Here is a 20,979-nt window from a genome sequence, read left to right on the forward strand (position 1 = left end):
GAAACAGTGAGTAAACGTTAACCTTCTATCTAAACACTATCCGCATGCCTACTACAGGCGGTTCGCTTAACTTCCAATTTATCGCACCACCATGCTGTATACCCAAACAGGAAGGTTTAGCATTATTTTGAACAGGAACCCCCGGCAGTCCAATCTTTTCCTTGTTAAACTCTACTTCAACCTGGGAATGAAAACCCGAATTCAGACGCCAAATTGCTGCGGCTCTCCCCTCCGCAAAAAGCGAAGCCGTTGTTGCGAGCTGTACATCGTCAAAAAGTGCCTTTAACCTCGAACCAGCAAGCCTATTTTCACCTAAAACAATAGATTCCAAGTACCCTTCAGGGAAAGCTCGCTCGAAATGACCAACCCTCGCATTAGAGCGTGCAGGCAACCTAGCAAGTAAAGGGTCTGCCAAAGCGAGTGGGTCAATCCAATGAATCGCAGGACCTGCACCAAACCCAACCATTCCGATAGAACACCGCACAAAAAAACCCTGCTGGCCACTTAGGAGCTGCCCCTCGACTAACCATGGATGGTGGACCACCCCCTTATTTATAAGCGCAGGTTTTAGGCCCGTGCCCTGATAATAAAAAGCTCGCTCATCTGCAATACCATTTTCCGAAATAGTTTGAGAATTAAATGACAAAGGCGAGATTAATGTATTACCTAGCGCACCTACACTTAAAAACACGAAGGGAGTGAAAAGAATAGCTTTAAACGGCCTCAAAAAAAACAAAACCATACAAGCAGCCAATAATATCGGAGTACTGAAAAAACGCCCTCCCATATAATCTCCGCCCACATAAAAATAAAATATTAACCACAATAATAAACCGAAAAAGAAGACACGCCCTCTTTGGTTAATCCATGCGGCACAGCCACCGAACAACAAAAGGAATAGTGAAAATGTATCGTGGCGATACATCCAACTCAATCCAGCCCACGCCTGCTCTACCGCCCCCAAAAAAGTGGTACCTGTACCCACTTTTGCTAACGCCGTATTAGGTATTGGCGCCCCATAATAGAAAACCGAAAAACAAACCCAACAAGCTACTGGTAGGCCACCTATCAACGCCGGCATTATGGAGCGAGAGTTATAAACTAGCGATAACAGCGAGGGGATTACTAGTAAAAGAGAGTCAGGACGACATAAAAATAATGCTGAACCTAACGAAAATAGTAAATACGCCCTACATCGCCCCTCGAATTTAAACCAAACCCATACATAAGCAGCGACGAGAAAATGTGTCAGAGGGTTTTCTAGGCCAGAGCTAGAATAGTCCACAAATGATCGGGAAAGTAGAAGAGAAAAAATTACAGCCAAACTTCCCCAGGTAAGTTCTTTAGGTAGCGTAAAGAGCAAAAAAATTGTAAAGCACAACAATAGGTAGGAGATGGCCAAACAGACGAAATATGGGTCTCCGAAAACCGCGACCAACCCGAGCTGCACCCCAAACCAAAGAGGGTGGGTGTATACTTGGACCCGCTCACCTGGATTCCAAGTCAACCCATAGCCATTTAATGCGTTATCTATAACCCGGAAAGTAATAAACGCGTCATCGGCTACCCATGCGGTATTGAAAAAGGCAGCAGAAAACAGCAGTAAAGCTACAATCAACCATGATAATCTTTTGTCACTGGATAAAATGGTGCCAAACCTCTCCAGATACCACAATTCAATCTCTTTTATTTTTTTTCTCATACCACTTACAGCCGAAATCATTTACTAGTAGCCCACTTCGGGCCACGCCACAAGGCAGTTATCTTGCTATATCTTTTGGCCTATATAGCTTTTCAGGCTTACTAAAAATGCTTCACCAGAACGCGAGCCATAACAAAACTTAACGCATGACCAATCACATTTAACCTGCCACCGTCACACTCGAAAAACTCGAGTCAAAACTACTCCCAACTGAACTTAACCAAATTCCAGAAAAAAGAAATGGAATTTTCCGAACAGAAATTCTGACAGTGCCAATAATCATGGCACTCTCAAGCTACAGGATCGATCTGTATTTATCAGACAAAACTATCCTGCTGTCGGACCAAACCAATCTCAAAACCCACACAAACAAGATGGCATATAGCTATTGCGGAAAGAACTCATATTCAATCTCACCTTTTAAAAGCCGGTCAAAATAGAGTCTTACTTTATCCCTTTTGTCAGAAGGGGCCATCAAATTTATGCCAGTTGAAAGATTCTCCTCCGCTTTTTCCTTGTCACCAACCAAATACCAATAGATCCCTACGTTGATTATGAACCATGGGTGCGAACTTAGCTCCTCGATGTTTACAGCGTTATCCACATACCATGCAGCAGATTCCAGCTCGTTCATTCGCAGCAATGTATTGAATGCGTTATTGAACGCGATTGGCGCTATATTGCTTCCCGCGGCCGTACCCTCAGAATCAAGCACCTTCAGAAATTTCTCAATGGCAGCATCGGGATTATTTTCTTCAATATCCTGCATCCCCCTATGCACCAAAATCATGGATTTCTCGCTAGACCTGCCATACTCGGCAGCAAGAACATCCGCGGTATCGATAGCCTCTTTCGCACCTTCAACATCACCGCTTGAAAAACGAGCATTTGCTAAATTTATCCAGCCATTAATATACTTGGGAGATGTTGCAGTAACCCAAGTCCACAAGCCTAACTCACTAGACCACAAAGGGATTATGGACTGGACTGTTACGACTGAAATAAAAACAAAACAGGCCGTAGCACCAAGAATAAGAGTCCGTATTTTCTCCCCCACATTCAGCAGAAAGCTTACAAGAACTGGAGAAAAAACTACCACTAGTACCGCTAGCGGGAATTGAAGGTAGCGCTCTTGCACTAGATTGTCTGCCAGCGGTGATTGAAAAAGGTGCAGGGCTGGGATCAGCGCCAACAAGAAGATGGAAGCTGAGGTTAGAGACCACCACTTATCTTTCACCACTCCATACAGAGTTGTACAGATATATAAAAGAACCGCAACAAGTGCTCCCCATGCAACCCAATCATCCAACTCAATTGGAAATTTCTCATAATGCACAGGAGACAAATGCAGAAATGGAAGCAGGGCAATTTTTAAATATCCTAGCAGGGCTTTTGCCGACAGCAAAATTCGCTGAATCCAGGAGCCGTAATCATTGTAATGCATACCTGAAAGCAGATAGCCTAGGGCTTCATAGCGAACCCAAAGATATATGCAGCCTGCGATCACCAAAGAGGTATAAGTAAATATATTTTCCCTTATAACGAAAAAAACGCCACTATTGCTCCGGTCAGAAAGCCTTGCGTTTACAAGATGGAGCATGGGTAGTGAGAAGCAAAACCCTACAGCTGCTTCCTTGGAAAAAGCAGCTAGCAGAAAAAAACAACCAACGCAGAAAGCCCTGAACTTGGCCACTTTTATAGCTTGGTCAGAGTATAAAGCCAATAGTAAAAACAGCGTCATCAACAGGTCAAACCTGCCTGATACCCAAACTACAGCCTCTGCCATAGCCGGGTGCACAGCATATAATAACGCCAAAACAGCCGAGGCTACGTTGCGAACATAAGGGGGACAAAAAACCACATTATGGGAGCGTGAAATCAGCAAGTGGCAAATCAAAAAAACCAGCAACGCATTTGCTATATGTATCGCAAGATTTAAATCATGGAATGGTTCTGGATCTAATCCACTCTTAGCCTGTAAATAGTACGTTAATAGAGGCAAAGGCCTATAATAATCATCAGAAATAAAAAAACGTTTTAGAAGAACATCATCAACCACTGAGTTGGCATTACGCAAATCAGGCAACTGAACAATAAAATATTGATCATCCCAAACAAATGAATTATCTCGAGCCCCCCAAAACAATACCGCTACGACGACTGCTATAAAAAAAGCAAGGAATATCTTACGACTAAATAAAAAGGAAGAATCAAACATAACATCACTTGTTCACACAAAAACAAAAAAGGGAGAACTACAAACTCTCCCTTTTTTAGCTAAAACGCTCTAACGTTTAAGCGGTGCCTATCTCGTCAAACGAGATATTGCCTTAGCCGCGACACTCAGCAGGAACATACTTTTGGGTAGAAGCTGCTGTGCTGCAGGTCCAAGTAACCGGCGCGCCTACTGTCAGTCCTGGAGCAAGTGTCAACACAACGCTTTGAGCAAGAGAGCTCATAGTCACAGTGATAGTCCCGGTGCTATCTGCAACAGACACGGATGACACATTTTTAGTAGACGCCGGCGCGGTCCAGCCAGACGCGGTCAATGCGAACACACCATTACTTTGATATGTTTCAGATACCGCTGTTTTCGCTGAAGACGCAATGCTCAAACCCTCAGACACACGAGCCCTTACAGTGTAATCCTGGTAGGCCGGCAGTGCGACCGCAGCCAAAATACCGATGATCGCGACCACGATCATCAATTCAATAAGAGTAAAACCCTGTTGTTTTTTCATGTAACCGTCTCCATACAGACTGTTGTTTTTGGAATGAAATCCCTAAAGGAAGTCGGCAGTAACAATACCCGCAATGTGGGAAAAGGCGCAAGCTCACAAAACTAACCAGAATCGCAATTTTGAACGAAAGTCAGGCAAGGGGTGCCCAAAAATCATCCAGGCGGATCACATAACAACCAGCCCGATTCTGAACGTGACCTATTTTGTCAGTTATTTAGCCCTTGTTTACTTTCCCCTCTATTAGTTGGCGCACCTTTTAGTTGGCTAGTTGGCGCACCTTTATTAAGCCATCCTGATTGTTTTCCGTGCAACTTGATTCGCATTACCCAAAATGCCCTCGCCAGGCCATTGGCGGGCGCCAGCATATTCGCTATATTGGCTCGCAAGCTGGCGGCGGATTTAACTTTTTGTGCCTGATTCGCTCCGAACCGCCCAAAGTCAAAAAACAGCAGTAACAAACGTTATCTCACAGACAGCGATCTCAAATGAGCAGCACTCCTCTAAGCGGCCTCGCCAAACGGCTGGTATCCGACAACGCTATCGACGAACCGACCATTCAGTCAGCCCTGAAGGCGGCCAAACGTGAAGGCCAGAGCTTTGCTCAGCATGCGGTTGAGACCAAACTCATTAAGAGCCGTGAGCTTGCCAACATCGCTTCCATCGCATTTGGAACCCCACTGTTCGACCTTTCTAGCTACAACTTCGACATGCTGCCGAAGGATATTGTTGATGAAAAATTAATCAGCAAGCATTTCGCGCTTCCTTTATATAAAAGGGGAAACCGCTTATTTGTTGCAGTAGCAGATCCAACCAATCTCTCTGGGCTGGACGAGATCAACTTCAATACAGGACTTAATACCGACGCTGTTCTCGTCGAAGCCGATAAGCTGGCCAAGGCAATAGAAAGCTACCTGTCAAACAGTAGCGATATTGGCGGTGGGCTCGAAGGTTTAGACGATGAAGACCTTGATAGCCTCGACGTAGAATCAGGGGAGCCAAGACGGGATGATGACAACGAGCCAGGCGGGGACGAAGCTCCAGTTGTTCGTTTTGTAAACAAGGTTTTACTGGATGCTATTCGTACCGGCGCCTCCGATATTCACTTTGAACCATACGAAAAGCTCTATCGAGTACGACTTCGTACCGACGGGATCTTACACGAGGTGGCCCGCCCACCAATTCAGCTCGCCACGCGTATTTCTGCGCGCTTAAAAGTAATGTCCAAAATGGACATTTCCGAGCGGCGAGTTCCACAGGACGGCCGTATTAAGATGAAGCTATCTAAGACCAAGGCTATCGACTTTCGTGTAAACAGCCTACCCACTCTTTGGGGCGAAAAGATCGTATTGCGGATTCTCGATCCTTCGTCCGCAAAGCTGGGTATCGATGCCTTGGGGTATGAAGAGGAACAAAAACAAATCTACCTTGATGCCCTGGCCCAGCCGCAAGGCATGATTTTAGTCACAGGGCCAACCGGCTCAGGCAAAACCGTGTCGCTTTACACAGGCTTAAATATTCTCAATACCGCCGAACGCAATATATCCACTGCGGAAGATCCGGTCGAGATCAACCTTGAAGGCATCAACCAAGTAAACGTCTCCAACAAGGTAGGGCTGAACTTTGCGGAGGCTCTGCGATCATTCCTTCGCCAAGACCCCGACATTGTCATGGTGGGGGAAATCCGAGATCTCGAAACCGCTGAAATCGCCATTAAAGCCGCGCAAACCGGTCACTTGGTGCTTTCTACACTCCATACCAATTCGGCCCCAGAAACCCTGACCCGTTTGATGAATATGGGGGTACCCACGTTCAATATTGCCACCTCGGTAAGCGTTATTATCGCCCAGCGCCTCGCACGTAGGCTCTGTGGTGAATGCAAAAAGCCAATTACACTACCCGAGGAAGTCTTAAGAGAAGAAGGCTTCGATACCGTCACCATCCCGCAAAGCGACTGGAAAATATATCAGCCTGTCGGCTGCGAGCACTGCTCCAAAGGTTACAAAGGTCGCGTAGGCGTGTATGAAGTAGTTCGCATAACTGATGGAATTTCACGCATTATAATGGAAGGCGGCAACTCAATTCAGATTGCAGACCAGGCAAAAAAAGAAGGGTTCAATAATTTGCGCACTTCAGCCCTGCGCAAAGTAGTGATGGGCGTTACCAGCTTGGAAGAGGCCAATCGTGTTACTAAGGATTGATCACTGACCGGCTAATATTAGCTGAGCTTTACTCCAAAACATTAAAAGACAAAAGTAAAAACCGGGAATGACAGTATGGCCAACGCCGCAGTAGCAACTGCCTATGTATTCAAGGGTGTGGATGCCAAGGGCAATAAAGTTCAAGGGGAAATCAGCGGTTCCAGCCCGGCACTGGTCAAAGCTCAATTGCGCCGGCAAGGTATTATAGCCAATAGAGTGCAGAAAAAACCCAAACCTCTATTCGGTGGTAAGAAGAAGGTTAAACCTGGTGATATCGCTGTGTTTACTCGCCAAATGGCGACAATGATGAAAGCAGGTGTGCCGTTAGTGCAAAGTTTTGAGATCGTTGCTGACGGACTGGACAACGATGGATTAAAAGAACTAATACTTAAAATCCGTGATGACGTTGCATCCGGTACAGCTTTTGCTGACGCACTTAGCAAGCATCCTCTGTATTTCGATAATCTGTTTTGCAACCTGGTCGCTTCCGGCGAACAATCAGGTGCGCTTGAAACAATGCTCGACCGCATAGCGACTTATAAGGAAAAAACAGAATCTCTAAAAGCTAAGATCAAAAAAGCAATGACTTATCCCATTGCGGTTTTAGTTGTGGCGGTAGTAGTAACAGCCATCCTACTGGTCAAAGTAGTTCCCCAGTTCGCAGAGACTTTTTCTAGCTTTGGCGCTAACCTTCCTGCATTCACACTATTTGTACTGAGCATTTCAGAATGGATGCAAGCAAATTGGCTGTGGGCTTTTGCGGCCCTGGTCATCGGTATCGGCGGCACTCTCGAAATTAAAAAGCGTAACAAAAAAGTAGCCAATTTTTTTGACCGCTTAATGTTGAAGTTGCCTATTTTGGGTCAGATCACCTACAACTCGATTGCTGCCCGGTTCGCTCGTACGCTATCTACTACATTTGCCGCGGGCGTACCATTGATCGACGCACTAAAGTCGGTTGCCGGAGCCACAGGTAATGTCGTGTACGAAGAAGCGACCCTGAAAATTCGCGATTCTGTTGCAACTGGTATCCCTCTAAATGGCGCCATGCGCGCTTCGGGTCTTTATCCAACCATGTTGGTCCAAATGGCTGCCATTGGTGAAGAATCGGGCGCATTGGATGAAATGCTAAGCAAGGCAGCTGACTTCTATGAAGAAGCTGTAGATAACTTAGTCGACAATTTAACCACTCTGATGGAACCGATGATCATGGCAGTCCTAGGTATCCTTGTTGGCGGCCTGATGATTGCCATGTACCTGCCCATCTTCCAGCTCGGTCAGGTTATTTAAAACTGTAAAAGTAATCCCAATGCTCGAAACATTTCTCTCCCATCAAGCGCTGCTTTTAGGCAGCGCTTTTGTTTTAGGACTCTTGGTCGGCAGCTTTCTCAACGTCGTGATCCACCGCCTCCCCATCATGATGGAGCGGGAATACCAGCGGGATTTTTACAGCTATTTCGACAAGACACCTTCTGCCAAAGAGCAAAAGCAGCTGGACGAAACCTTCAATCTGGTCCTGCCCCACTCCCACTGCCCCAAGTGCGAGACCGTCATCAAGCCGTGGCAGAACATCCCCATTGTCAGCTACCTGCTGCTCGGCGGTAAGTGCGGCAACTGCCGTACGCCAATCTCCAAGCGCTATCCGCTGGTAGAGCTGGTTACCGGAATCCTCACCGCCGTGGTCGTATGGCAGCTGGGTTTTACCTGGCAGGCGCTGGCCGGGATATTTTTTACCTGGGCACTGGTGGCACTGACGGGGATCGACTTTGACAAGCAACTGCTACCAGACAACATCACCCTGCCTCTGTTATGGGCCGGCCTGCTGATTAATATCTGGGGTGTATTTGCACCGCTGCAGGATGCCGTAATCGGCGCCATCGCGGGTTACCTGGCGCTGTGGAGCGTGTTCCATCTGTTCAAGCTGATCACCGGCAAGGAAGGCATGGGCGCGGGGGATTTCAAGATCCTGGCGGCAATCGGTGCCTGGTTTGGCTGGCAGGTACTGCCTCTGGTGATCCTGCTCTCTGCCGCTGTGGGTGCGCTGGTAGGAATACTGTGGACATTGATTTCCGGGCGGGACAAGAACCTTCCGATCGCCTTTGGGCCTTACCTGGCGGGTGCCGCCTGGATCGCCATGCTCTGGGGTGAGCAGATCATCGGCTGGTATTTCCGGATTTCCGGCCTGTCCTCATAACCGGGTAGCCGCACATGTTTATCGTCGGGCTTACAGGTGGGATTGGTAGCGGCAAGTCGGCGGCCGCCAATCGCTTCAGACACCACGGGGTTAACGTGGTCGATGCCGATCAGGCTGCACGGTTCGTGGTTGAGCCCGGACAGCCGGCACTGGCTCATATTGCCAGCCACTTCGGGAGCCATGTGATTCAACCTGATGGGCTCCTGGACAGGGCCGCGCTGCGCCAGCGGGTTTTTGACAACCCGGAAGAGCGGCAGTGGCTTGAGCAGTTACTGCACCCGCTGATTCGCCAGGAGATCGTTCAGGCCTTAGCGGCCAGTGCGCAAACTCACACCGCACCTTATGCCATTCTCGAGTCGCCACTGCTAATCGAGTCCGGACAGTCAGAGCTGGTTCAGCGGGTATGTGTGGTGGATATTCCCGAGATACTGCAGCTGGAACGAGCCAGTGCGCGGGATGGCAACTCGCCCGAGCAGATCCGCAAGATTATGGATGCCCAGATATCGCGGGCCGAGCGATGTGCAAAAGCGGACGATATTCTGGATAATGGCGGCAGCTTGGCGGCACTGGAACGGCAGGTGGACGACCTCCACCAACGTTATCTCCAGCTTGCGCAATCCGCCTGAATCCATCTTTTCGATTTAAAGTGTTACCCATGTCTGATGATCGCCCTACCCTGAGCTGCCCGACCTGCAAGAAGCCTATCGAGTGGACCGACAAGTATCCACACCGCCCCTTCTGCTGCGAACGCTGCAAATTGATCGACCTGGGTGAGTGGGCCAGTGAGGGCCACAAGATACCGGGACAGCCGGTGTATGACGATGTGCTGAGCGACGACCTGGATCCCAACAAGACCCGTCACTGATTTGCGGTAGTTGCCTACCGACGGGGTTTAACCTCACGAATCCCAATTAGTTGCTCGCCTAACCGCTCCCTCCCTACCGTCATCCCGGGCTTGACCCGGGATCCAGCTATTAGCCAGCACTAGGCTCCGTGCCATGAATCTGGATACCGGCCTTCGCCGGTATGACGAGAATGTGACGAAGAGGCTCGAGTCAGGCACCTTGATACCCTAACGGGTCGATTCCGGCATGACGTATTTGCCGGTATGACAGCAGGTAACTAATCCGCGAGCCATAACCGAGCCAGCAACCCCCACTTGGATGCCATGCCGGAGGTCACGGCGCTGATCTGCCCTTCACTATCGACGATTACGACGGTCGGCGTGACCTGTAGTCCCCAGCTGCTACTGAGCGCACCTGAGGGGTCGTTGATGGTGGCGAACGCGAGCTCATGCTTCTCTTGGTAAGCAGCCACTTCCGTATCATCACCGGATTGCAGGGCAACGGAGATAACCTGGTGATCAGCCGCCAAATCGGAAACCGATGGCGAGACGACGCGGCAGTAGCCACACCAGGTTGCCCAGAAGTAGATCAGCACGGGGCCGTTCTTCGTCATCGCCTGGAGGTCTACCATCTGCCCTTCAATATCCGCGAGCTCCAGTTGCGGCGCAGGCCCTTTGGGCATATTGCGGCTGTGATACCAGGATAACGCGCTGGCGACCAAGGCCGCCAGCAGGATGAATTCAGCCAGGGTCAGCACACTGCGTTTTATATTCACGAGGCAACTCCTGCGGCCAGGCTGTCCAGCGCCAGTACCTGTATGCCGCCATCACGATAGCACCAGCGCAGGTTAAAGCCGCACAATTCCATCCCGTATACCCGCTCGGGATCCGGTTGCTGGTATGCCGGTTTTGGGTCCTGGCCCAGCACCTGCCGAATCAATTGTTCCAGATCTGTGCCCCAGTTATCCCGATAGGCCCTCGCGACCTGCAGAACCGGATCAGGGATATGTACCGGAGTAGCGGCCGGCGCACTTCCGGCAAACTCACTGACTGCATTGGGAATGGCATCGGCATAGGGGATATAGGGTTTGAGATCCAGAATGGGCGTGCCGTCCAAGAGATCGGCTCCGCCGATAATCAGCTCAACCTTTGGGTGGGTACGTACCTCGATCAGGCGCACCACCGACAATCCAATATTGTTGGGTCTAAAGGGAGAGCGAGTGGCCAGGACACCCAGCTTTTTGTTACCACCAAGGCGCGGTGGTCGCACTTTGTGCGACCACTGGCCGGCGACCTCATGAAACTGAAAAATCACCCACAAGTGGCTGTTTTGTTCGAGGCCGGCGACGGCATCGGGGGTATTGAGTGGCGGTAACAGCTCGATGGATGCACGACTGGCATCTGCCAATAGAGGCTGGCGGGGGATACCGAACTTCTCGGTAAAACAGGAGTGCACGAGCCCTATTGGATTCATTTCCATCGTCGCGTTCAAATCCCACCCATGCACAGGTACTTGATCTCCAGGTAGTCATCGATACCGTACTTGGAGCCTTCCCGGCCAATACCGGATTCTTTTACCCCACCGAACGGCGCCATCTCATTGGAAATGATGCCTTCGTTGATCCCAACCATACCGTATTCAAGCTGCTCTGCTACTCGCCAGATACGGCCGATATCTCTGGAATAAAAATAGGATGCCAGGCCAAACTCCGTGTCGTTGGCCATGCGGATAACATCTTCCTCTGTGGAGAACTTGAAGATTGGCGCCACAGGGCCAAAGATCTCCTCTTTGAACAGGCGCATGGTGTCATCTGCCGCGCCCAGGACAATAGGGGTAAAGAAGCACTCACCCATGTCACTCAGTCCGCCTTCATTCAGGGCTTTAGCGCCTTTGCTCAGGGCGTCTTCCACCAGGTCCTTAACATCCTCGACCGCACGGGGGTTAATCATGGGACCGACTTCAACCCCCTCCTCCACCCCATTCCCCATTTTCAACGCAGTAACGGCGCGGGCGAACTTTTCCGCGAACTCTTCGTACACGCCGTCCTGCACAAAAATCCGGTTCGCGCACACACAGGTCTGACCGGCATTGCGGTATTTACAAACAATCGCACCTTTGACTGCCGCATCAATATCCGCATCGTCGAATACGATAAAGGGTGCATTGCCGCCGAGTTCCATGGAGGTTTTCTTGATGGTCTCCGCGCACTGGGCCTGAAGCTGCTTGCCCACGGCGGTGGAGCCGGTAAAGGTGAACTTGCGCACCAGCGGGTTACCGGTCATTTCTTTGCCGATTTCCCGTGAGCTTTTACCCACCACTACATTGAATACACCCGCGGGCACGCCGGCCTCTTCCGCCAGTACCGCCAATGCGAGCGCGGAGAGCGGGGTTTCCGAAGCCGGTTTGGAAACGAATGTACAGCCTGCGGCCAGTGCCGGAGCCACCTTGCGCGCGATCATTGCGCTGGGGAAATTCCACGGTGTAACAGACGCAGTGACGCCGACCGGCTGCTTGATCACTACGATACGCTTATCTTTGGAAGGTGGTGCGATGACATCGCCATAGGCGCGCTTGGCTTCTTCAGAGAACCACTCGAGATAGTTGGCACCGTAGATGATTTCAGTCTTGGCTTCGGCCAGTGGTTTACCCTGTTCAGCCGTAAGGATCGCCGCCAGGTCATCGGCGTTATCGAGGATCAGGTTGTACCAGTCACGCAAAATTTTTGCGCGCTCTTTGACAGTGAGGTCCCGCCAACCAGCCCAGGCTTTGTCGGCGGCTTCGATAGCCCGGGCGGTTTCTGCTGCGCCGCAGCTGGCGATGGTGGAGACGATTTCGCCGGTGGCAGGATTGATGACGTCGAGCGTTTCGCCAGAGTCCGAGTCAATCCACTGGCCATTGATGTAGGACTGGGTACGCAGTAGCTCGGTTTTTTTTAGGCTTGGCATGGATTCTCCTTTCCGTTTTGCGTTCGCCTGCAAGCAGGCTCCTACAGGGATTAGTAAAGGCGGCCGATTACCGGGCAAGTTTAGTTTGCACCGGATCGGCTGCCTTCACTTCGCGGATAGTCTGCCGCCCCGCGCAGCCTGATTATTTTTTCTTTTTCACAAACTTCATCAGGCGGCGTTTTTTCGCTTTCTGACGGTCGGACAGCTTGTTCTTTTTCTCCGCATAGGGGTTCTTACCGGTACGGAACTCGATTTTCACCGGTGTACCGTGCAGCTCCAGCGCCTTGCGGAAGGTTTTTTCCAGGTAGCGCACGTAATGATTCGGCACTTCTTCGGTCTGGTTACCATGGATCACGATTACCGGCGGGTTCTGGCCACCAGCGTGCGCGTAACGCAATTTGATACGGTGGCCGTTGACCAACGGCGGTTGGTGCTCACTTACCGCCCACTGCAGAATACGCGTGAGGTGATTGGTGGAGAGCTTGTCTGTCGCGGACTGGTAAGCGGCCTCGATTGACTGGTACAGGTTACCAACGCCGGTGCCATGCAACGCGGAAATAAAGTGAATATCCGCAAAGTCGACAAAGCGCAGGCGGCGCTCCAGCTCGGTCTTGATAAAGTCGCGGTGGTCCGGATCCAGGCCGTCCCACTTGTTCAGCGCCACCACCAGCGCGCGGCCGGCCTGGATTACACTGCCCATCAGGTGCAGGTCCTGATCCACCAGGCCTTCGCTGGCATCGATTACCAGTACCACCACATTGGAGTCTTCCACCGCCTGCAGGGTTTTGACGATGGAGAATTTCTCCACCGATTCCTTGACGTTTTTACGGCGACGAATACCGGCGGTATCGATGATGGTGTACGGCTTTTCATCGCGGGTGTAATTGATATACACGCTGTCGCGGGTGGTGCCCGGCTGGTCGTAAACCACGACCCGGTCTTCGCCCAGCAGGCGATTGACCAGTGTGGATTTACCCACGTTCGGGCGGCCGACGATGCCGATCTTGATTCCCTTCGCTTCTTCTTCAGCCTCTTCTTCAGCAACTTCCGGCATCCCTTCGACCAGTCGCTCCATCAGGGAGCGCACACCGCGGCCATGGGTCGCGGTCGTGGGGAAGAGTTCACCGATGCCCAGCTCGTAGAACGGCGCAAGGGCGATATCCGGGTTCACCCCATCTACCTTGTTGGCCACCAGCAGGGTCGGTTTGGAGCGTGTACGCAGACGTTCGGCAATCATCTCGTCTGCCGGTGTCAGACCCGCGCGACAGTCCACCAGGAACAGCACGAAATCCGCTTCTTCAATGGCCTGCATGGATTGCTGGGCCATGGCTGCGTCGATCCCTTCTTCACCACCGCTGATACCCCCGGTATCCACCAGGATCATTTTGCGGCCTTCAAACTCCGCCTCACCGTACTTGCGGTCGCGGGTAAGGCCGGCGTAATTGGCCACGAGCGCATCGCGGCTCTTGGTCAGGCGGTTGAACAGGGTGGATTTACCCACGTTGGGGCGCCCGACAAGGGCGATTACAGGCAACATATTCGAATCTACTCAAAACTGGCGACTCGCCAGAAATACAAACGCCCGCAAACTGCGGGCGAAGGTCAATTGGACTGGCGCAACACAGGTGTTGCGCCGATCCCCAATCTATTTACTGCAGGCGCTCCAGGCGCAGGGCCACCAGTTCACCGTCATCAGACAGTGCAAACAGGAGGTCGCCATCGGCCAACAGCGGGATACGCACCGGGTCGCGATCTATGCGCTCACGCCCAACAAAACGACCGGTGGAGGGGTCCAGTACATGCAGGTATCCGTCGTAGTCACCAACAACCACAACATCACCAAAGTACGCTGGTCCACTCAGTTCCCGGCGGAGCAATTCGTTATTGCTCCACTCAATCTGCCCATTACCCACATTGTAGGCATGGACACTACCATCAGCGCCGCTCAGGTAGACCTGGCCGGCGCCCACAGCCACGCTGTGGTTGGTAGAGGCGTCACGAGCCCAGAGTCCGCGACCATCTTCACTGGAAAGAGCGACAATACGCCCCTGGTAACTGGCCGCAAAAACCAGTTCGCCGCGCACAACCGGCGCACCATCAATATCCACTACGCGCTCCAGTTCCGCGGAACCTTGCGGAATGGCCACACGCTGCTCCCAGCGAGAGAGACCGTCAGTTGCGTTCAGAACAACCAGCTTACCGTTATCGAGGCCAGCGAAAACTGCGCCACCGGAAATCACCGGACTGGCGGTACCGCGCAGGGTCAGGACCGGCAGCACCGTATTGTGGCGCCAGCGTTGTTCGCCGGTACCGGCGTCGAGGCCAAGTAGTTTGCCGTCAACAGTCTGCACCACCACGACACCCGCACCGACGGCCGGCGTGGCTACCACTTCGCCACCCAGCTGGGTTTCCCAGCGCTGGCTTCCGTCTGTCAGGTCCAGAGCCACGATGCGACCGCGGTAGTCAGCGACGACTGCGAGCCCCTGGCCAACGCCCACACCGCCACTGATGGACTGGTCCAGGTCGACTTTCCACAAACGCTTACCGGTTGCGCGCTCAAAGGCAAACACATCGCCATCGCTGTTCGCGGCAATCACTTTGCCATCAATCAGGCCAGGCTTGAGCATGGCATAACGCAGGGCGTCGATATCACCAATATTTTTTGACCACACCTCGCGCAGCTTGACGGATTCAGTAATCTCCGTCAGTTCCACCGGGTCCGTATCTTCCTTTTCGTCGTTGGAAGCACAAGCGGTCAGCAGCGTGGCGAGCGCCAGTGCGACAAACCGGTTGAGCGCTTTTGGAGTCAAAATCATTGCGCGTCATTCTCCTTTTCCGATTCAGCAGCCGGCTGTTCTACCGGCTGGGAATCTTCCGCGTCTTTTGATTCTTTTGCTGATTCTTCTTCAGCGGCTCCGCCCAGACTTTCGAGCTTGAGCGCCAGCAGCTGACCTGCGGAAGCCTGCTCGGGCAACAGCTGGGTGCGGGCTTCGATGTAGGCTTTGCGCGCGGCCTCCTTGTCACCCTGCTGGACCAGGATGTCACCACGGGTCTCCGCGTACAGCGCCGCAAATTCTGACGGCACCTTGCCGGACAGCAGCGCAAGCGCTTCCTTCTCCTCACCGCGAGCCGCTTTTACGGCCGCGAGACGACGGGTCGCCACATACTTGAGGGCGTCGTCGCCAGTATTGTCGATTACCCACTGCAGTTCTTTGGCTGCGGTTTCCAGGTCATTTTTTTCCGCCGCCAGTGCGGCCAGACGCAAAGATGCCTGCGCTGCATAAATACGCTTGGCGTAGTCGTCTTTCAGCTCGCGGGCCAGGGACTGAGCCGTGGTCAGCTGTTTGTTGTCAGGCTTGCCTTCGTTGGCGGAGACCGCCTCAACAAAGCTCTGGTAGACATTAGAGGCCGCTTCCGCGTCACCGCGTGCTTTGCCCTGCCACCACTGCCAACCGAAATAGGCGGCCAACGCCAGCACTACGCCGGATACGATGCCGGTGCCATTTTCTTTCCACCAGCGCTTGATCGATTCAATCTGTTCTTCTTCGGTCAAATGGTCAGCCATTTTGTTATTCGCCTTATTCTAAAAATCCAAACTTCGAATACGGTTTGACGATTGCGCAGCCCTCAGGTCAGGCCTGCAGGATACTGGACAGTTCAGTCAGTGCCACGGTCTGCTGCTCGGCTTCCGCGCGCAGAGGTTTTACCGTCACCAGCCCCGCAGCAGCCTCGTCTTCGCCGATGATCAATGCGTAATCCGCGTTGCTTTTATCGGCCTTTTTCATCTGGCTCTTGAAGCTGCCGCCCCCGCAATGGGTCTGCAAGCGTAACCAGGGCAGCTCGGAGCGCAGTTGCTCTGCGGCAGCAAGGGCCGCCGATTGTACATCACCCACGGCAACCAGATAGGCATCTACCTGCTGATCCAGTGCTTCCGGCAAGACTTCCAAGGTTTCCAGCAGCAATACCAGGCGCTCAACACCGAGTCCGAAACCGACCGCAGGGGTGGCTTTACCGCCCATCTGCTCGACCAGGCCATCGTAACGGCCGCCGGCACACACAGTGCCCTGGGAGCCAAGACTGTCGGTTACCCACTCGAATACGGTCTTGCCGTAGTAGTCGAGACCGCGTACCAGACGCGGATTTACCTCATAGGCGACACCGGCCGCATCGAGGAATGCGCGCAATTGGCCGAAGTGCGTACGGGATTCCTCGTCAAGGAAGTCCAGTAGACACGGTGCATCGGCCAGCAGTTCCTGAGTCTGGGCATTTTTACTGTCGAGAATCCGCAGCGGATTCCGTTCAAGGCGGCGCAGGCTGTCTTCGTCCAGCTGATCCTTGCGCGCAGACAGGTATTCCACCAGTGCATCGCGGTAAGCTGCGCGGCTCTCGCTATTGCCGAGGGAGTTAAGCTGCAGGGAAACATGTTCCGCCACGCCCAGTTGCTTCCACAGGCGCGCGGTCATCATCAGGATTTCCGCATCAATGTCCGGACCCTCGATACCAAACACCTCCACCCCAAACTGATGGAACTGGCGCAGGCGGCCTTTCTGCGGGCGCTCATACCGGAACATCGGGCCGAAGTACCACAGCCGCTGGGGCTGGATCAGCAGGTTGTTCTGGATCGCCGCACGCACAGTACCGGCAGTACCTTCCGGGCGCAGGGTGACGCTGTCGCCGCTCTTGTCGTCAAAGGTATACATTTCCTTTTCGACGATATCGGTAGCTTCCCCTACCGCGCGGCTGAACAGCTGGGTAGATTCCAGCAGCGGTGTGCGGATTTCGCTGTAGCCGTAACGGGCGAAAAGCTCGCTCAGAGTGCTTTCAACGTACTGCCACACCGGAGACTGGGTGGGCAACAGGTCGTTCATGCCGCGAATGGCGCGAAGTTGTTTCAACGGTCGTCCTTACTTACTAATTGAGCGTCATGCCGACACAGGTCAGCTTCCAGCTCCAAACTGGATCCCGGCTCAGGGCCGGGATGACGGGAATAAATTACTTACTTCGTCATACCGGCGCAGGCCAGTATCCAGCTCCGAACTGGATCCCGGCTCAAGGCCGGGATGACGGGGATACGTTACTTACTTCGTCATACCGGCGCAGGCCGGTATCCAGCTCCGAACTGGATCCCGGCTCAAGGCCGGGATGACGGGAAAATTCTAATAACTTCGCCCGGCACGGTAACCGGAATTAATCGATGGCTTCCTTGGCGATGATATTGGCTTCCGCCTCCGCCTTGGCGGCGGCTTTGGCGCGGATCAAGCGCTCGAGGTCATCGACCAGGTTGTCGTTTTTCAGCTTCTGGTCCGGCTGGCCATCCACGTAAATTGCGTGGCTGGGGGTACCGCCAGCGAGGCCGATATCGGCCTCTTTGGCCTCACCCGGGCCGTTGACGATACAGCCGATCACCGCCACGTCCAGCGGCGTGGTAATGTCTTCCAGGCGGGTTTCCAGCTCGTTCATGGTCTTGACCACATCGAAGTTCTGGCGCGAGCAACTCGGGCAGGCGATAAAGTTGATACCTTTGGTTCGCAGGCGCAGGCTGCGCAGCAGGTCCCAACCTACTTTCACTTCTTCTACCGGGTCTGCAGCCAGTGATACCCGAAGGGTGTCACCGATGCCATCCAGCAACAGCGCACCAAGCCCAATCGCGGACTTCACCGTACCGGAGCGCAGGCCACCGGCTTCGGTAATCCCCAGGTGCAGCGGCTGCTCGATCTGGGAGGCGAGTTTGCGGTAAGCAGCGGTGGCCATAAAGATATCAGAGGCTTTCACACTCACCTTGAAGTCCTGAAAGTCCAGGCTGTCGAGGATATCGACGTGACGCAGGGCGGACTCCACCAGTGCGTCCGGTGTCGGTTCACCGTATTTTTTCTGCAGGTCTTTTTCCAGTGAGCCGGCGTTGACACCGATACGAATCGGGATATTCATGTCGCGGGCCTTATCCACTACCGCACGGATGCGCTTTTCGCGGCCGATATTGCCCGGATTGATCCGCAGGCAGTCCACACCCAGGTCAGCGACACGCAGGGCGATGCGGTAGTCAAAGTGGATGTCCGCCACCAGCGGCACATTGACCTGCTTCTTGATCTCGCCAAAGGCTTCGGCAGCGTCCATAGAGGGCACGGAAACCCTTACGATGTCTGCGCCGGCCTGCTCCAGACGCTGAATCTGGGCCACAGTGGCGGCCACATCACAGGTCTCGGTATTCGTCATGCTCTGCACAGAAATGGGCGCACCGCCACCAACTGGCACATTGCCCACCATGATCTGGCGCGATACGCGACGAACTATGGGTGACTCAAACTGCATAGCAATACCTTGCGACTTAATCCCTGCAACAGCAGGTTGGAGACCAAAAAACAGGGGGGGATTATAGAGAGATTGGGCGCAAACCTACAGAGGCTGCGCCCTACGGAGGAATTTAAAGTTTAGACCGAGCTCAGCCGCCAACGGTCAGCTTGCGTGTGCGGCGGTTACCAAGCGGTGCGCTATCAACTACTTGACCCCGATAGCTAACCGTAGTGCCCGCTGCGTTACCCAACATCAGACTGAACGGCGCCTCACCAGTCAGTTCCACGCGGGATCCCGCCGGCTGGAGCTTCGCCAACAGTTTGTTGCCGCTGGCGTCGGTTACCTCCACCCAGGCCTCCTCAGTGAAATCCAGCAACAGCGCCTCGACGTCGGCCGCGGCGACGCGAGATTCCGCATCGCTGACAACCTCTTGTGACGCTCTCGTCGCGGTTTGCACAGTTACTTGTGCTGCCGGCTGCTGTGCCGGTGCCGGAGAGGAGACCACCAGGTCAGTCGCCGCTCTTTCCGGCAGTTCAGCCTGCTCAGGCTCAACAACCGGTTCACTCGGCTCACCGATGTCACTCGCAACATCCAGCTGGGCATCGGTATCCAGCGCACCTTCCTCAAGTATCGGGGACTCGACTTCAGGTGCCACCGCAATCCCGGAAGGCTCCTCCGCTACCGTCTCATGCTCGACTACCTCAGAGGCTTCCTCCGGGTTATCGACAGCGTCCAGAGCCTGCCACGCCTCAACCTGAGGCTCGCTACTCACCGCCTGCTCTTCTGTTGCCGGCGACTCAACGCTCGCAACCGGCACCTGACTGGTCGCACCCGATTGCTGGTTGAACCACCAGTAGCCACCTCCGGCGGCCACAAGCGCAGTCACAAATACGAGGCTCGACAGACCACCAGAAGAAGACTGCCCACCTTTTGCGATAACCGGACCGCTCGGCTTGCGGGATTGAGCGGCTCCCTCTACCGGAGTCGGCAACTGACGTTCGAACGCTTCCAACACTGGCTGCGGGTCGACACCGAGCTCTTTACAGGTGTTGCGAATATAGCCGCGCACGTATGTCGCACCCGCAAGCCTCTCGAAATCATCCTGCTCCAGGTGTTCAAGCTTGTGCGGAGTCATGCACATGCGACGGGCCAGTTCTTCCCGCGTCAAACCTGCCGCTTCACGCGCACTCGTAATCAGCCGGCCCGCCGTCATTGTAGCGGCGGCTTCAACCTGTTCTGCGGCGGTGGCCGCTGCTGCATCAACGTTGTTCATTTTCGGCCATCATTTTCTGGTACTTCAGAGTTTCCTCTGAATAGGGAAAGAGGTTTTTCAGCGCGAGACCGTAACTTCTTTCCTTGTCGCGATTGCCAAAAGTTTTTTCAATTCGGATGCCCAGCCACAGGGATTGCGGCACCTGGCGATTCCGCTCGCCAAACCGATCCAGATAGTGTTTTGCCTGGGCATACTCCTTGCCCGCAAATTTCAATTCCGCCAGCTCCAACAGGGCTACGGGCAAATCCGGGCTCAGGGACAGAGCCTTCTGGAATGCTTTTTCTGCACTTTCTGAATTGCCCAGGCGCAGCTCCGCACGGCCGAGGTTGGCCAGCGCGTAGGAACGTCGGTTATAGCTGAGATCTTCAGAGGCGATCTGGAACTGTTCTTTGGCGTCGCCGTAGCGCTCCTGCTGATACAGGAATACACCGTAGTTCACCCGCGCCATGGAGAAGCCGCTGTCATAACGCAGGGCTTTTTTGAAATGGGATTCGGCCACCGCCAACTCACCGTCGACCTGATACAGCAGCGCGAGACCGTGGTGCGCCTCCGGGTCTCTTTTGCCCAGCTCCAGTGCCTGCTGAAAGTGATGGCGGGCAGCCTCGCGGTTTTCCCCGCTCTGCAGGTAGCGCAATCCCAGCTGAACATGGGTTTTACGGGCTTTATCGAGATCGACTTCTTTACCGCCGGGACCGGTGGTAACACAACCACCCAGCAATAGAGTAAGCACTAACCCGGCGAGAGTAGCCGGGCTGGAAATTCTTGCTAACACGAGCTTCACCTTGTCGTT

General features: G+C 53.4%; 19 protein-coding genes. 5 read left to right on the plus strand and 14 right to left on the minus strand.

What is annotated here, in order from left to right:
• Positions 1–25: 25 nt before the first annotated feature.
• The 4 genes from LC093_RS04435 to LC093_RS04455 form a co-directional block, all read right to left on the minus strand.
• Positions 26–1,723: a hypothetical protein gene (locus LC093_RS04435; protein ID WP_226662639.1), complete on the minus strand. Its 1,698-nt coding sequence runs from the start codon at positions 1,721–1,723 to the stop codon at positions 26–28.
• A gap of 364 nt (positions 1,724–2,087) precedes the next feature.
• On the minus strand, positions 2,088–3,920 hold the full coding sequence (locus LC093_RS04440; protein WP_226662641.1) for a tetratricopeptide repeat protein: 1,833 nt from the start codon (positions 3,918–3,920) through the stop codon (positions 2,088–2,090).
• Positions 3,921–4,032: 112 nt separating this feature from the next.
• A complete protein-coding gene (locus LC093_RS04445; RefSeq protein WP_264192889.1) occupies positions 4,033–4,443 on the minus strand; it encodes a pilin in 411 nt (136 codons plus the stop codon).
• A gap of 206 nt (positions 4,444–4,649) precedes the next feature.
• Positions 4,650–4,901: a hypothetical protein gene (locus LC093_RS04455; protein ID WP_226662642.1), complete on the minus strand. Its 252-nt coding sequence runs from the start codon at positions 4,899–4,901 to the stop codon at positions 4,650–4,652.
• Positions 4,902–4,928: 27 nt separating this feature from the next.
• On the opposite strand from LC093_RS04455, the gene pilB reads away from it, so the two are divergent.
• The 5 genes from pilB (at position 4,929) to yacG (ending at position 9,700) form a co-directional block, all read left to right on the plus strand.
• Complete coding sequence (pilB, locus tag LC093_RS04460) at positions 4,929–6,641, plus strand: type IV-A pilus assembly ATPase PilB (protein WP_226662644.1); 1,713 nt, start codon at positions 4,929–4,931, stop codon at positions 6,639–6,641.
• 75 nt (positions 6,642–6,716) lie between these two features.
• On the plus strand, positions 6,717–7,931 hold the full coding sequence (locus tag LC093_RS04465; RefSeq protein WP_226662646.1) for a type II secretion system F family protein: 1,215 nt from the start codon (positions 6,717–6,719) through the stop codon (positions 7,929–7,931).
• A gap of 19 nt (positions 7,932–7,950) precedes the next feature.
• Positions 7,951–8,835, plus strand: a complete 885-nt coding sequence (locus tag LC093_RS04470; protein ID WP_226662647.1) for a prepilin peptidase — start codon at positions 7,951–7,953, stop codon at positions 8,833–8,835.
• Between the two features lie 14 nt (positions 8,836–8,849).
• Positions 8,850–9,461, plus strand: a complete 612-nt coding sequence (gene coaE / locus LC093_RS04475; protein WP_226662648.1) for a dephospho-CoA kinase — start codon at positions 8,850–8,852, stop codon at positions 9,459–9,461.
• A gap of 29 nt (positions 9,462–9,490) precedes the next feature.
• A complete protein-coding gene (gene yacG, locus LC093_RS04480; protein WP_226662649.1) occupies positions 9,491–9,700 on the plus strand; it encodes a DNA gyrase inhibitor YacG in 210 nt (69 codons plus the stop codon).
• Between the two features lie 257 nt (positions 9,701–9,957).
• Here yacG and LC093_RS04485 read toward each other — a convergent pair whose 3' ends face one another.
• The 10 genes from LC093_RS04485 to pilW all read right to left on the minus strand — a co-directional run bounded on the left by LC093_RS04485 (position 9,958) and on the right by pilW (position 20,961).
• Positions 9,958–10,455 (minus strand): protein disulfide oxidoreductase, encoded by a 498-nt coding sequence (locus LC093_RS04485; protein WP_226662650.1) that lies wholly within the window; start codon positions 10,453–10,455, stop codon positions 9,958–9,960.
• Entirely contained in the window at positions 10,452–11,159 is a 708-nt protein-coding gene (gene tsaA, locus LC093_RS04490) for a tRNA (N6-threonylcarbamoyladenosine(37)-N6)-methyltransferase TrmO (RefSeq protein ID WP_226662651.1), read from the minus strand. Before tsaA ends, LC093_RS04485 begins: the two co-directional genes overlap by 4 nt.
• An 8-nt stretch (positions 11,160–11,167) precedes the next feature.
• Complete coding sequence (locus LC093_RS04495; protein ID WP_226662652.1) at positions 11,168–12,625, minus strand: NAD-dependent succinate-semialdehyde dehydrogenase; 1,458 nt, start codon at positions 12,623–12,625, stop codon at positions 11,168–11,170.
• 142 nt (positions 12,626–12,767) lie between these two features.
• Positions 12,768–14,162, minus strand: coding sequence for a ribosome biogenesis GTPase Der (der, locus tag LC093_RS04500; RefSeq protein WP_226662654.1), 1,395 nt, complete (start codon positions 14,160–14,162; stop codon positions 12,768–12,770).
• Between the two features lie 112 nt (positions 14,163–14,274).
• Positions 14,275–15,441: an outer membrane protein assembly factor BamB gene (gene bamB / locus LC093_RS04505; protein ID WP_226662655.1), complete on the minus strand. Its 1,167-nt coding sequence runs from the start codon at positions 15,439–15,441 to the stop codon at positions 14,275–14,277.
• Complete coding sequence (locus LC093_RS04510) at positions 15,438–16,190, minus strand: YfgM family protein (RefSeq protein WP_226662656.1); 753 nt, start codon at positions 16,188–16,190, stop codon at positions 15,438–15,440. The genes bamB and LC093_RS04510 overlap by 4 nt, the downstream gene beginning before the upstream one ends.
• A 67-nt stretch (positions 16,191–16,257) precedes the next feature.
• Positions 16,258–17,520: a histidine--tRNA ligase gene (hisS, locus tag LC093_RS04515; RefSeq protein ID WP_226662657.1), complete on the minus strand. Its 1,263-nt coding sequence runs from the start codon at positions 17,518–17,520 to the stop codon at positions 16,258–16,260.
• 292 nt (positions 17,521–17,812) lie between these two features.
• Positions 17,813–18,934, minus strand: coding sequence for a flavodoxin-dependent (E)-4-hydroxy-3-methylbut-2-enyl-diphosphate synthase (gene ispG / locus LC093_RS04520; protein ID WP_226662659.1), 1,122 nt, complete (start codon positions 18,932–18,934; stop codon positions 17,813–17,815).
• A gap of 130 nt (positions 18,935–19,064) precedes the next feature.
• Positions 19,065–20,189 carry a RodZ domain-containing protein gene (locus LC093_RS04525; RefSeq protein WP_226662660.1) on the minus strand — a complete coding sequence of 375 codons (1,125 nt, stop codon included), beginning with the start codon at positions 20,187–20,189 and terminating at the stop codon, positions 19,065–19,067.
• Complete coding sequence (pilW, locus tag LC093_RS04530) at positions 20,176–20,961, minus strand: type IV pilus biogenesis/stability protein PilW (protein WP_226662662.1); 786 nt, start codon at positions 20,959–20,961, stop codon at positions 20,176–20,178. Before pilW ends, LC093_RS04525 begins: the two co-directional genes overlap by 14 nt.
• Positions 20,962–20,979: the final 18 nt, after the last annotated feature.

The organism is Microbulbifer aggregans (assembly GCF_020524005.1).
GTDB lineage: Bacteria > Pseudomonadota > Gammaproteobacteria > Pseudomonadales > Cellvibrionaceae > Microbulbifer > Microbulbifer aggregans_A.

Excerpts from the sequence above, each read along its gene's own strand:
- LC093_RS04435 (WP_226662639.1), bottom strand. The coding sequence starts at position 1,723 with ATGATTTCGGCTGTAAGTGGTATGAGAAAAAAAATAAAAGAGATTGAA.
- LC093_RS04440 (WP_226662641.1), bottom strand. The coding sequence starts at position 3,920 with ATGTTTGATTCTTCCTTTTTATTTAGTCGTAAGATATTCCTTGCTTTT.
- LC093_RS04445 (WP_264192889.1), bottom strand. The coding sequence starts at position 4,443 with ATGAAAAAACAACAGGGTTTTACTCTTATTGAATTGATGATCGTGGTC.
- pilB (WP_226662644.1), top strand. The coding sequence starts at position 4,929 with ATGAGCAGCACTCCTCTAAGCGGCCTCGCCAAACGGCTGGTATCCGAC.
- LC093_RS04465 (WP_226662646.1), top strand. The coding sequence starts at position 6,717 with ATGGCCAACGCCGCAGTAGCAACTGCCTATGTATTCAAGGGTGTGGAT.
- LC093_RS04470 (WP_226662647.1), top strand. The coding sequence starts at position 7,951 with ATGCTCGAAACATTTCTCTCCCATCAAGCGCTGCTTTTAGGCAGCGCT.
- coaE (WP_226662648.1), top strand. The coding sequence starts at position 8,850 with ATGTTTATCGTCGGGCTTACAGGTGGGATTGGTAGCGGCAAGTCGGCG.
- yacG (WP_226662649.1), top strand. The coding sequence starts at position 9,491 with ATGTCTGATGATCGCCCTACCCTGAGCTGCCCGACCTGCAAGAAGCCT.
- tsaA (WP_226662651.1), bottom strand. The coding sequence starts at position 11,159 with ATGGAAATGAATCCAATAGGGCTCGTGCACTCCTGTTTTACCGAGAAG.
- LC093_RS04495 (WP_226662652.1), bottom strand. The coding sequence starts at position 12,625 with ATGCCAAGCCTAAAAAAAACCGAGCTACTGCGTACCCAGTCCTACATC.
- der (WP_226662654.1), bottom strand. The coding sequence starts at position 14,162 with ATGTTGCCTGTAATCGCCCTTGTCGGGCGCCCCAACGTGGGTAAATCC.
- bamB (WP_226662655.1), bottom strand. The coding sequence starts at position 15,441 with ATGATTTTGACTCCAAAAGCGCTCAACCGGTTTGTCGCACTGGCGCTC.
- LC093_RS04510 (WP_226662656.1), bottom strand. The coding sequence starts at position 16,190 with ATGGCTGACCATTTGACCGAAGAAGAACAGATTGAATCGATCAAGCGC.
- ispG (WP_226662659.1), bottom strand. The coding sequence starts at position 18,934 with ATGCAGTTTGAGTCACCCATAGTTCGTCGCGTATCGCGCCAGATCATG.
- LC093_RS04525 (WP_226662660.1), bottom strand. The coding sequence starts at position 20,189 with ATGAACAACGTTGATGCAGCAGCGGCCACCGCCGCAGAACAGGTTGAA.